General features: G+C 67.5%; 11 protein-coding genes and 1 pseudogene. 11 read left to right on the forward strand and 1 reads right to left on the reverse strand.

From position 1 onward, the window contains the following. Positions 1-10 precede the first annotated feature (10 nt). Genes cobN through NLY44_RS11495 form a run of 5 tightly spaced genes read left to right on the forward strand, consistent with a single transcriptional unit; the run spans position 11 to position 7,332 of the window. The gene (gene cobN, locus NLY44_RS11475) at positions 11-3,691 is read left to right on the forward strand and encodes a cobaltochelatase subunit CobN (RefSeq protein ID WP_286457214.1); all 3,681 of its coding nucleotides are present in this window, start codon (positions 11-13) and stop codon (positions 3,689-3,691) included. Beyond that, on the forward strand, positions 3,688-5,166 hold the full coding sequence (cobG, locus tag NLY44_RS11480) for a precorrin-3B synthase (RefSeq protein ID WP_286457216.1): 1,479 nt from the start codon (positions 3,688-3,690) through the stop codon (positions 5,164-5,166). Before cobN ends, cobG begins: the two co-directional genes overlap by 4 nt. A gap of 2 nt (positions 5,167-5,168) precedes the next feature. Further along, positions 5,169-5,801, forward strand: coding sequence for a precorrin-8X methylmutase (locus NLY44_RS11485; protein ID WP_023746866.1), 633 nt, complete (start codon positions 5,169-5,171; stop codon positions 5,799-5,801). Further along, positions 5,798-6,571, forward strand: coding sequence for a precorrin-2 C(20)-methyltransferase (locus tag NLY44_RS11490; RefSeq protein ID WP_031201857.1), 774 nt, complete (start codon positions 5,798-5,800; stop codon positions 6,569-6,571). Before NLY44_RS11485 ends, NLY44_RS11490 begins: the two co-directional genes overlap by 4 nt. Then, positions 6,568-7,332 carry a precorrin-3B C(17)-methyltransferase gene (locus NLY44_RS11495; RefSeq protein WP_023805497.1) on the forward strand — a complete coding sequence of 255 codons (765 nt, stop codon included), beginning with the start codon at positions 6,568-6,570 and terminating at the stop codon, positions 7,330-7,332. The genes NLY44_RS11490 and NLY44_RS11495 overlap by 4 nt, the downstream gene beginning before the upstream one ends. Here NLY44_RS11495 and NLY44_RS11500 read toward each other — a convergent pair. Further along, complete coding sequence (locus tag NLY44_RS11500) at positions 7,296-8,054, reverse strand: cobalt-precorrin-6A reductase (RefSeq protein WP_032905140.1); 759 nt, start codon at positions 8,052-8,054, stop codon at positions 7,296-7,298. The genes NLY44_RS11495 and NLY44_RS11500 overlap by 37 nt on opposite strands. Positions 8,055-8,208: 154 nt before the next feature. Between NLY44_RS11500 and cbiE the strand changes: the two are divergent. From cbiE to cobS, 6 genes and pseudogenes are all read left to right on the forward strand, one after another. Next, positions 8,209-9,434: pseudogene (gene cbiE, locus NLY44_RS11505) on the forward strand (precorrin-6y C5,15-methyltransferase (decarboxylating) subunit CbiE). Next, positions 9,431-9,817: a cobalamin biosynthesis protein gene (locus NLY44_RS11510; protein ID WP_023690940.1), complete on the forward strand. Its 387-nt coding sequence runs from the start codon at positions 9,431-9,433 to the stop codon at positions 9,815-9,817. Before cbiE ends, NLY44_RS11510 begins: the two are co-directional and overlap by 4 nt. After that, positions 9,814-10,578, forward strand: a complete 765-nt coding sequence (cobM, locus tag NLY44_RS11515) for a precorrin-4 C(11)-methyltransferase (RefSeq protein WP_023805498.1) — start codon at positions 9,814-9,816, stop codon at positions 10,576-10,578. Before NLY44_RS11510 ends, cobM begins: the two co-directional genes overlap by 4 nt. Continuing rightward, complete coding sequence (cobA, locus tag NLY44_RS11520) at positions 10,575-11,381, forward strand: uroporphyrinogen-III C-methyltransferase (RefSeq protein ID WP_023746870.1); 807 nt, start codon at positions 10,575-10,577, stop codon at positions 11,379-11,381. The genes cobM and cobA overlap by 4 nt, the downstream gene beginning before the upstream one ends. Further along, positions 11,378-12,691: a cobyrinic acid a,c-diamide synthase CobB gene (locus NLY44_RS11525; protein ID WP_023670839.1), complete on the forward strand. Its 1,314-nt coding sequence runs from the start codon at positions 11,378-11,380 to the stop codon at positions 12,689-12,691. The genes cobA and NLY44_RS11525 overlap by 4 nt, the downstream gene beginning before the upstream one ends. Further along, positions 12,688-13,455 (forward strand): adenosylcobinamide-GDP ribazoletransferase, encoded by a 768-nt coding sequence (gene cobS, locus NLY44_RS11530; protein WP_031201862.1) that lies wholly within the window; start codon positions 12,688-12,690, stop codon positions 13,453-13,455. Before NLY44_RS11525 ends, cobS begins: the two co-directional genes overlap by 4 nt. The last annotated feature ends 5 nt before the right edge of the window (positions 13,456-13,460 follow it).

The raw sequence follows: 13,460 nt of genomic DNA on the forward strand, positions 1-13,460 counted from the left end.
ACGAGCCGAAATGCATATACTCACCACCACATCCGCCTCGCTCGACGATCTCGCCGAGCCCGTCGATCTCGGGCAGACGCCGGCGGATATCGTGGCGCTGTCCTTCACCGACAGCGACCTCGCCGGCCTCGCGGCGGCGTGGAAGGCCGATGCCGCCCGCCTGCCGTCGATGCGGCTGGCGGCGCTGCGCGACCTGCGCCATCCCATGTCCGTGGACCTCTGGATCGACAGCGTCGCCCGCCACGCCAAGGTGATTTTGGTGCGCATCCTCGGCGGCTACGACTGGTGGCGCTATGGCTGCGACCAGCTTGCCGCGACTGCCCGTGCGAACGGCATCAAGCTGGCGCTGCTGCCGGGCGAGAGCCACGACGAGGATCTCAGGCTGATCGAAGCCTCGACGCTGCCGCGCGAGGATCTGGACGTCCTGCTTGGTTATTTCCGCGAGGGCGGACCGGAGAATATGGCAGCACTGATGCAGCGGCTGGCGGGGTTGGCTGGGCAGGATGCGGCGGCGGCTGAGCCGGTCAGCGTGCCGAAAGCTGGTTACTACGAGCCTGGCCGCGGCGTCGTAGGCAAGTTGGATTTTGCCGATGTCGGCGTTCCTTCACACCCCCCTCTGTCCTGCCGGACATCTCCCCCGCAAGGGGGGAGATCAGCCGGCGCGGACCTCGGCACTTTTTCTGCCCAGCCGATAATAGATTCCTCTGCAACATCCCCGATTGGCGAAAGCGTCGATGAGAGCACAATCTCCCCCCTTGCGGGGGAGATGTCCGGCAGGACAGAGGGGGGTGGGCGGGAACTCGGCGCAGACAACATCAACTCTCCCATCTTCCCCATCCTCTTCTACCGCTCGATGCTGCTGGCCGCCGATGTCGCGCCAATCGATGCCCTCTTTGATGCACTCCGCCAGCGCGGCATGAGACCGGTCCCGATCTTCGTCTCCAGCCTCAAAGACCCGACCTCCCTGGCCTTCGTCGGAACCGCGCTGGCCACGCTCAAGCCCACCGCCATCATCACCGCAACCGCCTTCGCTTCCGGCGCCGAACCCGGCGTCGAAACGCTCTTCGACCGCGCCGGCGTGCCTGTCTTCCAGGTCATCGTCGCCACCACCCGCCGCGACGTCTGGGACAACAACCAGCGCGGCCTGGCGCCCGCCGACCTCGCCATGCATGTCGTGCTGCCCGAACTCGACGGCCGCATCCTCGCCGGCGCGATTTCCTTCAAGGGCGAGAGCGAGACCGACCCGGCGCTCGGCCACCGCGCCTTCGCCAACCGCCCGGAACCGGATCGCGTGGCGCAAGTGGCGGACAGGCTAGCGGCGTTCACACGGTTGCAGCAGACGCCCCGCGCGACGCGTAAGTTGGCGATCCTCATTCCGGACTATCCGAGCGCGCCCGGCCGCACTGGCTATGCAGTGGGCCTGGATGTGCCGTCCAGCGTGCTGGCCATGCTGCATGACCTGAAGGAGCAGGGCTATCGCGTTGACGGGATTCCAGAAACGCCGCGTGCGCTGCTGGACGCGTTGGAGCGGAGCGATGGTGGGCTGGGGCTGGATGAGTATCTGGACTTCTCAAAGGATTTGCCGGCTGAGGCACTGGCTGCAGTCGAGGCGGCATGGGGTGCTCCTTCACGCTCCCCCTTGTGGGGAGGGTCGGTTCGCGACATTCGCGAAGCGGATGGCGCGAAACGGGGTGGGGGTAGCGGTGCACCACCCCCACCCGGCCCTGCGGGCCACCCTCCCCACAAGGGGGAGGGTAAGAGCGGCTTCCCCTTCCGCGCCGCCACCTTCGGCAACATCACTGTCGCTCTCGCCCCCGACCGTGGCCGCTCGGCCGACCGGCGCGCCGATTACCACGACCCGACGCTGCCGCCGCGCCACGATCTGCTGGCCTTCGGCCTGTGGCTGCGCAAATCGCTCCGCATCCATGCTCTCATCCATGTCGGCGCCCATGGCACGCTGGAATGGCTGCCCGGCAAGGCGGTTGCGCTCTCACAAAACTGCTTCCCCGAGATCGCCACCGGCTCGCTGCCCGTCATCTATCCCTTCATCGTCTCCAATCCCGGCGAGGCGGCGCAAGCCAAGCGGCGCATAGCAGCCGTCACGCTTGGCCATCTGCCGCCACCACTGGCAGCTGCTGGCCTAGACGAAGGGCAGCACAAGCTCGAACGCCTCGTCGACGAATATGCCCAGGCCGACGGCCTCGACCGCCGCCGCCGCGATCGTCTGGCCAAGCTGATCGTCGACACGGCGCAAAAGACCGGCTTCGCCTCCGAAGCCGGCGTCGCCGGAACCGATGCGCCCGACGAGGCGCTGCGCCGCATCGACGCCTGGCTCTGCGACCTCAAGGATTTCGCCATCAAGGACGGCCTGCATATTTACGGCCGCGCGCCAGACGACGAACCCGACGCCATGCGCCGGCAAAGCGCCGAAGCCGAGAAGGCCGCGCTGCTGGCGGCGCTCGACGGCCGCCACGTCAAGGCCGGCCCGGCCGGGGCGCCTGCGCGTGGCCGCTCCGACGTGCTGCCCACCGGCCGCAATCTCTTCACCTCCGATCCGCGCACCATGCCGACGCCGACCGCCTATGATCTGGGCCGATCGGCAGCGGAAGAAGTCGTGCGCGGCTACATGCAATCGCATGGCGACTGGCCGCGCTCGCTGGTCATCGACCTCTGGGGCTCGGCCTCGCTGCGCACTGGCGGCGAGGAGATCGCGCAAGGCCTGGCGCTGATGGGCTGCCGGCCGCAATGGGACAGTGCCACCGGCCGCATCACCGGCATCGAAGTGCTGCCGCCGGCCACGCTCGGTCGCCCGCGCGTCGATGTCACCTGGCGCATTTCGGGCCTGTTCCGCGACATGTTCCCGACCCAGATCGCGCTGATCGACGCCGCTGCCAACGCCGTTGCCGCGCGCGACGAGGACGATTCGGAAAACCCGCTCGCCGCCAGAACCCGTGCCGATGGCAAGATCGGCCCGCGCATCTTCGGCACCTCGCCCGGCACCTATGGCGCCGGCGTCGAGGACCTGTTGTCGAGTGGCGACTGGGCCGCGCGCGAAGAAATCGGCCGCGCCTATCTCGATGCGACATCGCATGCCTATGGCGGCGCCGAGGGCGAAGGCATCGCCTCCCCCGGCGCTTTCGAGACCCGCATCGCCGAGGCCGATCTGCTGGTCCACACCGGCGACGATCCCGGCCGCGACATTCTCGAGGGCTCCGCCGACGTCGCCTTCATCGGCGGCTTTTCGGCCGCCCTTGCGGCATTGGGCCGAAATGCCGACGTCATCGTGCTCGACACCACCGACCCGCAAAAGCCGCAGCCGCGCTCGGTCGGCGAGGCTGTGTCGCGGGTTGTGCGGGCGCGAGCCGTCAATGTGCGTTTCATCGCCGGCCAGATGCGGCACGGCCCACGCGGCGCCTCGGAATTCGCCGAGACCGTCGACCGTCTCATCGGTTTCGCCGAAACCACCCACGCCATTTCAGGCGCGGTGATCGAGGCTGTGCATGACGCCTATGTCGGCGACGCCAATGTTCGCGCTTTCATCCTGCGCGAAAACCCGGCCGCAGCCAAAGTCATCGCCGAACGCTTCCTGTCGGCGCGCCGGCGCGGGCTGTGGCATCCCTTGCGCAACGCGATCGACGACGATCTCGCGGCGTTGATCGCCGAGGCCGAGGCGCTCGGAGTCGCGGCATGAACGCCTTCTCGCGCCGCGGCGCCTGTCCGGCTCTCTCGGCGCCGATGCAGACCGGCGATGGCCTGCTGGTGCGGCTTAATCCTGTAGCTGGAGGTCTTTCGCCCAAGCTTTTGATCCGACTCGCCGAATCCGCCCTGCGGCACGGCAACGGCATCATGGAAGTGGCCGCACGAGGCAGCCTGCAGATACGCGGCCTGACAGCGGAAAGTGCTGGGCTGCTGGCGGCGGAGGTGGATGCGCTGGGCATCGCCGTGCGTACCGGCGTGCCGGTCGAGACCGGGCCGCTGGCCGGCATCGATCCGCGGGAGATTGCCGATCCGCGAGCTTTGGCTGAGCGGATCAGGGCTGCGGTCGAGGAAGCTGGGCTGACGCCAAGGCTCGGGCCGAAGGTTTCGGTGGTTGTCGATGGCGGCGGGCAGTTGACGATGGATGGGGTGACGGCTGATGTCAGGCTGAAGGCGGTGCGGGTGGGCGGCAACGTTATGTGGGCTTTGTCTGTTGCCGGCGACGGTCAAAGCGCGAGGCCGCTTGCGACGGCCGATGAGGATGCAGCGCGCGATATTGCGGTTGCTGCCCTCAGGATGACCGCGGAGAAAGGCCGGGAGGCACATGCGAGGGATTTGTCGGAGAGGCAGCTAGCGTCTCTCGCAGGTTGGCATTCCTTCGCGCCCCCCTCTGTCCTGCCGGACATCTCCCCCACAAGGGGGGAGATCAGCAGCTTCGCTGTCAGCTCTTCGCCTTCGACGTTGAAAACTGGCGAAACCGGCGGCGACAGCACAGTCTCCCCCCAAGTGGGGGAGATGTCCGGCAGGACAGAGGGGGGCGCCGTAGAGCGCTCTCGCTCGCCGATTGGCCTCTTCGACTTGAACACCGGCCACGCCCTCGGCATCGGCCTGCCCTTCGGCAGCATGCCAGCGCAAAACCTTATCGACCTTGCCAGCCGAGCGTCGAACCTCGGCACCGCCGAAATCCGCCTCGCCCCCGGCCGCGCCTTGCTGTTCCTCGGCCAACCACCAGCCGCGAACCCCCTCCTCCAAACCACCGCCGCCGCCCTCGGCTTCGTCACCACCGCCGCCGACCCGCGCACCCGCATCGCCGCCTGCCCCGGCACCCCTGCGTGTGCCTCCGGCCGCATCGCCACGCGCGACATCGCCGAGACAATCGCCGCCGAAAACGCTGATATCCTCGACTTCACACTGCACATTTCCGGCTGCGCCAAGGGCTGCGCTCACCCCGGCTCTGCCGCGCTAACAATCGTCGGCGGCGAAAACGGAGCCGGACTTGTCGTGAACGCGACGGCAAAGGCCCTTCCTGCGGGCTACAGGCCGGGCTATGACGCCGCGCGCGGCATCGGTCGCGTCGCAGCGATGGTCCGCAGCGCTCGATATCCAGGTGAAACCGCCGCCGCCTGCCTGACAAGGCTCGGACCGGCGGCAATCGCCAAGGCTTACCGACAAATTGAACAACGGAAATGAGCATGGCCGCCTACGACTACATCCATGACGGCAACGCGATCTATGAACGTTCCTTCGCCATCATCCGCGCCGAGGCCGACCTGTCCCGGTTCTCCGAGGCGGAAGCCGACGTCGCCATCCGCATGATCCATGCCTGCGGCCAGGTCGAAGCATCAAGTCATTTTGTCTTCTCCAGCGATTTCGTCGCCGCCGCCCGCAGCGCTTTGGCGGCCGGCGCACCGATCTTCTGCGATGCCGAAATGGTCTCGCATGGCGTCACCCGCGCCAGGCTGCCGGCCGGCAATGAGGTGATCTGCACCTTGCGCGACCCGCGCACGCACGACATCGCCAAGCAGATCGGCAACACCCGCTCGGCCGCCGCGATCGACCTCTGGGGCGAACGCATGGCCGGTTCGGTCGTGGCCATCGGCAATGCGCCGACAGCGCTCTTCTATCTCCTGGAAAAGCTGCGCGATGGCGCGCCGAAACCGGCCGCCATCATCGGCATGCCGGTCGGCTTCGTCGGTGCCGCCGAATCCAAGGATGCGCTGGCTGAAAACTCCTACGGCGTGCCCTACGCCATCGTGCGCGGCAGGCTTGGCGGCAGCGCCATGACTGCAGCCGCCCTCAATTCGCTGGCGAGGCCCGGCCTGTGAACGCAGCCGTCAAAGAAGATCTGGCAAAAGGCCGTCTTGTCGGCGTCGGCACGGGGCCTGGCGACCCCGAGCTGCTGACGCTGAAGGCCGCGCGCGTTCTGGCCGAGGCCGATGTCGTCGCCTACTTCGCCAAGCGCGGCAACAACAGCAATGCGCGCGCCATCGTCGAGGCGCGCTTCCGGCCGGATATGCTGGAACTGCCGCTGCTCTACCCCGTCACCACCGAGATCGACAAGGATCACGACGACTACCGTTCGCAGATCACCGATTTCTACGAGGAGTCGGCCGAGAAGGTCGCCGACCACCTCGAAGCCGGCCGCATGGTCGCCGTGCTCTCCGAAGGCGACCCGCTGTTCTACGGCTCCTACATGCACCTGCATGTCCGCCTCGCCCATCGCTTCCCGACCGAGGTCATCCCCGGCGTCACCGGCATGTCCGGCTGCTGGTCGCAGACCGGCGTGCCTATCGTCCAGGGCGACGATGTGCTGACGGTTTTGCCCGGCACGATGAGCGAGTTCGAGCTGACACGCCGTCTCGCCGACACCGATGCCGCCGTCATCATGAAGGTCGGCCGCAATCTGTCCAAGATCAGGCGGGCACTGGACGCCACCGGCAAGCTCGCCCGCGCCGTCTATGTCGAGCGCGGCACCATGGCCGGCAGCATCACGATGAAGCTTGCCGACAAGCCGGACGACAAGGCGCCCTATTTCGCCATCGTGCTGGTCGCCGGCTGGTCCGGCCGGCCTGGCGTTATGGGAGCCAAGCCATGAGCGGCCGCCTCACCGTCATCGGCCTTGGGCCCGGCAATGCCGATCAGGTGACGCCGCAAGCCAGCCGCGCCGTCGCCGAGGCAAAGTTCTTCTATGGCTACAAGCCTTATCTCGACCGGCTGGAGCTGCGCCCGGACCAGACCCGCGTCGCCTCGGACAATCGCGAGGAACTCGCCCGCTCCAAGGACGCGCTGGTAAAGGCGGCGGACGGCCATGACGTCGCCGTCGTCTCCGGCGGCGATCCCGGCGTGTTCGCCATGGCGGCCGCCGTCTGCGAGGCGATCGAGGCCGGTCCGGCCGAATGGCGCACCGTCGATGTCACTGTCGTGCCGGGCGTCACCGCCATGCTGGCGGTTGCCGCCCGCATCGGCGCGCCGCTCGGCCATGATTTCTGCGCCATCTCGCTATCCGACAATCTCAAACCGTGGGAGCTGATCGAACTGCGCCTGCTCGCTGCCGCCGGCGCCGGCTTCGTCATCGCGCTCTACAATCCGATCAGCAAGGCGCGCCCTTGGCAGCTTGGCCGTGCCTTCGAATGCCTGCGCGCCATCCTGCCCGGCACCACGCCGGTCATCTTCGGCCGCGCCGCCGGCCGCCCGGACGAGCGCATCGAGGTTTTTCTGTTGGCCGATGTCGAGGCGGAAAGGGCCGACATGGCGACCTGCATCATCATCGGCTCGCCGGAGACAAGGATCATCAAGCGCGGTGACAAACCGGCGCTGGTCTACACACCGCGTTCCGCGACGGGGTCGAGACCATGATCGATCATCGCGGCCAATGCTTCGACAGTTTCGGCCGACGGCACCTCCGGCAGGATGGGCCTGCGCACCATCACCACCTCGATACCGAGCGCCCGCGCCGCCGCGATCTTGCCGTAGGTGGCCTCGCCGCCGCTGTTCTTGGATACGACGACATCGATGCGGTGCTCCTCGAGCAGCGCGCGTTCATCCGCCTCGCGAAACGGCCCACGCGCCAGCAGGTAGGTCGCATCAGGCACCGCCAGTTTCGGCTCGACCGGATCGACGCTGCGGACAAGGTAATGATGCTGCGGCGCCGCCTCGAAAGCCGCGACCTCCTGCCGGCCGAGCGCCAGGAAGGCACGGCGCGGCGGCGATCCAAGCGCGTGCACCGCATCGCCTGTCGTATCGACCTGCGTCCAGCGGTCGCCATCTATTGGCTCCCAGCCAGGGCGGCGCAAAGCAAGGATCGGCACAACCGAAGTGCGCGCGGCTTGCGCCGCATTGGCGGAAATTCGCGCGGCATAGGGATGCGTCGCGTCGATCAGCAGATCGGTTCGCGTCTCCTTCAGATAGGCCGCCAGCCCGTCGGCGCCGCCAAAGCCGCCGCTGCGCACCGGCACGCCTTGCGCGACCGGGCTTTCGGTACGGCCGGCCAGCGACAGGGTGACGAGGAAATCTTCCACCAGTTTTCCGGCCAATTGGCGCGCTTCTGTCGTGCCGCCAAGGATCAGAATCTTCTTCATGAGCACCATGTTGAACAGCGTCTGCGCTGCCCCTCACCCCTACCCTCTCCCCCTGAAGAACGGGGAGAGGGAGGCGTCAGCGCCGGAGCGTCTCCCTTCTCCCCGTCACTACACGGGGAGAAGGTGCCGGCAGGCGGATGAGGGGCGGCGCGACATGTCAAAAAAACAGCCCACGCCAAAATGGCTTGCAATCGTCGGCATCGGCGAGGACGGTTTAGCGAGTCTCGGCGACGAGGCCAAGCGGCAGATCGCTGACGCCGAGACCGTCTTCGGCGGCAAGCGGCATTTGGCGCTGGTGGCTTCGCTCATCAAGGGTGAGCAGCGCCCATGGCCGGTGCCATTCGATGCCGGCATGGCAGACGTGCTGGCGCTGGCCGGCCGGCGCGTCTGCGTGCTCGCCTCCGGTGATCCATTCTTCCACGGGGTCGGCGCCACCCTTGCCCGCAAGGTCAAGCCTGAAGAGATGCATGTCATCCCCGCGCCATCGGCGATTTCGCTGGCTGCCGCCCGGCTCGGATGGGCGTTGCAGGACATCGAGACGATCTCGCTGCATGGAAGGCCGCTCGACCTGATCCGGCCGCTGCTGCATCCCAGGGCGCGCATCCTGGCGCTGACATCGGACGGCGACGCACCAGCGACAATAGCGCGCCTGCTCGTAGAGCTCGACTTCGGCGCTTCGCGGCTGACGGTTTTGGAAGCGCTGGGCGGACCGAACGAGAAGCTTCGCTCGGCACGTGCCGACGCTTTCGACGTCAGAGACATCAATCCGCTCAACGTGCTGGCGCTTGAGCTTGAATCGACACAAGAGGCCCGCATCCTGCCGCTGAGCGTTGGCCGCGCCGACCATCTGTTCGAGCATGACGGCCAGATCACCAAGCACGACATCCGCGCCATGACGCTTGCGGCGCTGGCGCCGAGGCGTGGCGAATTGCTGTGGACATCGGCGCCGGTTCCGGCGCCATCGGCATCGAATGGATGCTCGCTCACCCCTCGATGCGCGCCATCGCCATCGAGGCCAACAGCGACCGCGCCGCCCGCATCGTCCGCAACGCCGCGCATTGCGGCGTGCCCGGTCTTGTCGTGGTGGAAGGGTCGGCGCCCAAGGCACTGGCCGGGCTGGACACGCCGGATGCGATCTTCATCGGCGGAGGTGGCAGCGACGCCGGCGTACTGAACGCCGCCATCAAGGCGCTGCCATCCCGTGGCCGTCTCGTTGCCAATGCGGTGACGCTGGAGATGGAGGCGCTGCTTCTCGCGGAGCACATCAAGCGCGGCGGCGACCTTACCCGCATCACCATTTCCCGCGCTTCTCCTGTCGGTTCGATGCAGGCCTGGCGCCCGGCCATGCCGGTCACCCAGTGGAGCTGGGTGAAGCCATGATGGTGGCGGGCATCGGCAGCCGGAAGGGCGTGAGCGTCGAAGACGTGCTCGCGGCGATCGAAACCGCCCTCGAAGCGCACGGGCTGGCGATAACGGCGCTGTCGGCCTTGGCGACCGCCGCGCTCAAGAAAGACGAAGAAGCGATCTCTGCCGCTGGCCGCACGCTCAACCTTCCCGTCATCATCGTTGATGACGCAGCACTTCAGGCCGTCTCGTCGGAGGCACTCAGCAAATCCGATCTCTCGCAGGATCTCGCCGGCACACCCTCCGTCTCAGAAGCCTCCGCCCTTGCCGTTGCCGGCCCCGGTGCAAAGCTGCTTGGTCCACGCACCGTGCTCGGCCCGGTCACCTGCGCCATCGCCATCAGCGGAGACGCGCCATGACCGTGCATTTCATCGGCGCCGGTCCCGGCGCCGCCGACCTCATCACACTGCGCGGCGCCAAGCTGCTGGCAAGCTGCCCGGTCTGTCTGCATGCCGGCTCGATCGTCGCGCCGGAATTGCTGCAACACTGCGCACCGGGGACCAAACTGATCGATACGGCGCCGATGTCACTCGACGAAATCGAGGTCGAATATGTGACAGCCCACCAGGCCGGCCACGATGTCGCCCGCCTGCATTCCGGCGACCTCTCGGTGTGGAGCGCCGTGGCCGAGCAGATCCGCCGGCTGGAAAAACACGGCATTCCTTACACGCTGACGCCGGGCGTTCCCTCTTTCGCCGCCGCAGCCGCAGCCCTTCGCCGCGAACTGACCATTCCCGAGGTGGCGCAAAGCCTGGTGCTGACCCGCGTCTCCGGCCGCGCCTCGAAAATGCCGCCGGGCGAAACGCTGGCCGGCTTCGGCCGCACCGGCGCCACACTGGCCATTCATCTCGCCATCCACGCCATCGATCGCATCGTCGCCGAATTGTCGCCGCATTATGGCGGCGATTGCCCGGTGGCGATCGTCTTTCGCGCTTCATGGCCGGACGAGCGCGTGCTGACCGGCACGCTAGCGACCATCGAGGCACTGCTCGCCGCCGACCCGATGGAGCGCACGGCGATCATCTTCGTCGGCCGCTCGCTGGCAGCGGAAGGTTTTGGCGAGAGTTCATTGTACGACGCCCACTATCAGCGGCGTTTCCGGGGACGGGACGGATTGTGAGCGGTAAAAGCGAAAACACCACGCTCGAACAGGCCCTTGCCCGGCTGAACTTCAAGCCGCGCCGGCTTGAGCCGGGCCATGTCTGGCTGGCCGGCGCCGGCCCCGGCGATCCCGGCTGCCTGACGCTGGAAGTGCTGGCGGCATTGGCCGAGGCCGACGCTGTGGTCTATGACGCGCTGGTCTCCTCTGACGTTGTCGCCGTTGCGGACAATGCCCAGCTGTTCTTTGCGGGAAAGCGCGGCGGCAAGCCGTCGATGAAGCAGGACGACATCACCGCTTTGCTGGTGCGGCTGGCGCGCGATGGCCGCCGCGTCATCAGGCTGAAGGGTGGCGATCCCTATATTTTCGGCCGTGGCGGCGAAGAGGCGCTGGCGCTGGCGCGCGAAAAAATCCCGTTCCGCGTCCTGCCCGGCCTGACATCGGGGCTGAGCGCGCTGGCCGCCACCGGCATTCCCGCAACCATGCGCGGCATCAACAAGGCGATCATCCTGGCGACAGGTCATGCCGCCGGCACAGATGACGATCTCGACTGGGGCGCGATCGCCCGCACCGGCCAGCCGGTGGTCATCTATATGGGCATGGCCAATCTGCCTGTTATCGCCGCGTCGCTGCTCGAAGGCGGGCTGGCGCCGTCGACGCCGGCGGCTGTCATCGTTTCGGCGACGACACCGCAGGAGCGGACCGTCGTCGCGACACTCGCCACCATTTCCGAAGCGGCCGCCGCGGCGGAATTGGCCTCGCCGGCCCTCATTGTCGTCGGCGGCATCGTCGCCATGCGCGCAGCACTGGCGGGTAACGCATGACCCGCGCCATCATCATCGGCGCGCCGCGTTCCGGCTCCGGCAAGACCAGCGTCACCATCGGCATTTTGCGCGCGCTCGCCCGGCGCGGCATCAAGGTGCGCGGCGCCAAGTCCGGCCCCGACTATATCGATCCGGGTTTTCATACCGCCGCCACTGGCCTGTCCGGCGTCAACCTGGACAGCTGGGCGATGTCGCCTGACCTGCTCAACGCGTTGGCCGGCAATGCCACCGAGGACGCCGATTTTATCTTCCTCGAAAGCGCCATGGGCCTGTTCGACGGCATCCCGGCCGGACAAGGCCGCACCGGCTCGGCCGCCGATCTGGCGCGGCTCTACCACCTGCCGGTGCTTTTGGTGCTCGACGTCTCGGGACAGTCGACGACGGCGGCCGCCGTCGCCAAGGGTTTTGCCACCTACGACCCGGATGTGCGCATGGCCGGAATCGTGCTCAACCGTCTCGGCAGCGAGCGCCACCGCAAGCTGTGCAGCGAGGCGATCGAAACGCTCGGCCTGCCGGTCGTCGGCGCCATCCTGCGCGATCCCACGCTCAATTTGCCGGAGCGCCATCTCGGCCTCGTCCAGGCCGGCGAATATGCCGACCTGATGACGCATCTCGACCGCCTCGCCGACATGGTCGAGAAATCCCTCGACCTTGACGCCATCATGGCGCTGGCCGCGCCGTTTTCGCCGGCATCAGGCAGTTTCGAACATGCCTTGCAGCCGCCCGGCCAACGAATCGCGCTCGCCGAAGACGCCGCCTTCACCTTCCTCTATCCGCACGTCGCCGCCCACTGGCGTCAGGCCGGCGCCGAGATCGTGCCGTTCTCGCCGCTAGCCGACGAAGCACCGGTGCAGAATTGCGATGTCTGCTGGCTGCCCGGCGGCTATCCCGAGCTCCACTCCGGCAGCCTCGCGGCGGCGACCAATTTCCGAGCTGGCATGGCCAGGTTTGCCGAGACCAAGCCGATCCATGGCGAGTGCGGCGGCTTCATGGTGCTGGGCGAAGCGCTGGAGGACGCGGCCGGCGAGACGCACGCCATGCTTGGCCTGCTCGGCCATTCCACCAGCTTTGCCAAGCGCAAGATGAACCTCGGCTACCGCGAGGCACGCCTGCGCGTCGCCTGTCCGCTGGGGCCGCAAGGCGCGCTGATCCGTGGCCATGAATTCCACTATGCGCAGATGATTGCGACCGGCAATGACGAGCCGCTGGCCGACCTAGCCGATGGCCAGGGCAATCCGCTCGGCGCCTCCGGCTACCGGCGCGGCCATGTCAGCGGCACCTTCTTTCATGCCATTGCGAGGAGTGCATGACCGCCGTGCCCTCGCCCCGGCAAGCGCTCGAGGACGTCGCGCTTTGCCTCGTCTTCTTCACCCGGCTGCCGCTGCCGGTCTTCGACTTTCGTGGCCGCAGCCTGGCCGATGCGATCTGGGCGGCGCCTGTCGCCGGCCTCGCCATCGCTGTGGTTGGTGCTGTCGTCTACGCAGCGGGCGTACAGCTCGGCCTTGCCCCCGGCCCGGCAGCAGCCCTTGCGCTTGCAGCAACCCTGCTCGCCACGGGCTGCCTGCATGAGGACGGGCTGTCGGATGTCGCCGACGGTTTTGGCGGCGGCAAGACGCGCGATAAAAAACTGGAGATCATGCGCGACAGCCGCATCGGCGCCTATGGCGCAGCAGCTCTTGGCCTGTCGATGCTCATCCGCTGGAGCGCGCTGTCGCAACTGGCCAATCCGACAAGCGTGCTCTTCGCGCTGATCGCCGCACACGCCGCATCGCGCGGCCTGCTCGGCGCGTTCATGCATCTGGCGCCGGCGGCGCGCAGTGACGGCCTGTCTGCCGGCGCCGGGACCGTCTCGGCCCAGACAGCTGTTCTCGGCGCCGTGCTCGGCGCCATCCCCCTTCTGACGCTGGGGCTCGGCGGCGCCTGTGCCGCACTGATCCTGCTCGCTCTCGTGTTCAGCGCCTTGCGCGCGCTCTCCCTCAACCAGATCGGCGGCCACACCGGTGACACGATCGGCGCCCTGCAGCAGCTGGGCGAGATCACTGTCCTGCTCGTCGCTTCCATTTCCCTGTCCTGATTCTT

It is taken from the genome of Mesorhizobium sp. C089B, assembly GCF_030323125.1.
In the GTDB taxonomy this organism is placed as follows: Bacteria; Pseudomonadota; Alphaproteobacteria; order Rhizobiales; family Rhizobiaceae; genus Mesorhizobium.

Excerpts from the sequence above, each read along its gene's own strand:
- cobN (WP_286457214.1), top strand. The coding sequence starts at position 11 with ATGCATATACTCACCACCACATCCGCCTCGCTCGACGATCTCGCCGAG.
- cobG (WP_286457216.1), top strand. The coding sequence starts at position 3,688 with ATGAACGCCTTCTCGCGCCGCGGCGCCTGTCCGGCTCTCTCGGCGCCG.
- NLY44_RS11485 (WP_023746866.1), top strand. The coding sequence starts at position 5,169 with ATGGCCGCCTACGACTACATCCATGACGGCAACGCGATCTATGAACGT.
- NLY44_RS11495 (WP_023805497.1), top strand. The coding sequence starts at position 6,568 with ATGAGCGGCCGCCTCACCGTCATCGGCCTTGGGCCCGGCAATGCCGAT.
- NLY44_RS11500 (WP_032905140.1), bottom strand. The coding sequence starts at position 8,054 with ATGAAGAAGATTCTGATCCTTGGCGGCACGACAGAAGCGCGCCAATTG.
- NLY44_RS11510 (WP_023690940.1), top strand. The coding sequence starts at position 9,431 with ATGATGGTGGCGGGCATCGGCAGCCGGAAGGGCGTGAGCGTCGAAGAC.
- cobM (WP_023805498.1), top strand. The coding sequence starts at position 9,814 with ATGACCGTGCATTTCATCGGCGCCGGTCCCGGCGCCGCCGACCTCATC.
- NLY44_RS11525 (WP_023670839.1), top strand. The coding sequence starts at position 11,378 with ATGACCCGCGCCATCATCATCGGCGCGCCGCGTTCCGGCTCCGGCAAG.
- cobS (WP_031201862.1), top strand. The coding sequence starts at position 12,688 with ATGACCGCCGTGCCCTCGCCCCGGCAAGCGCTCGAGGACGTCGCGCTT.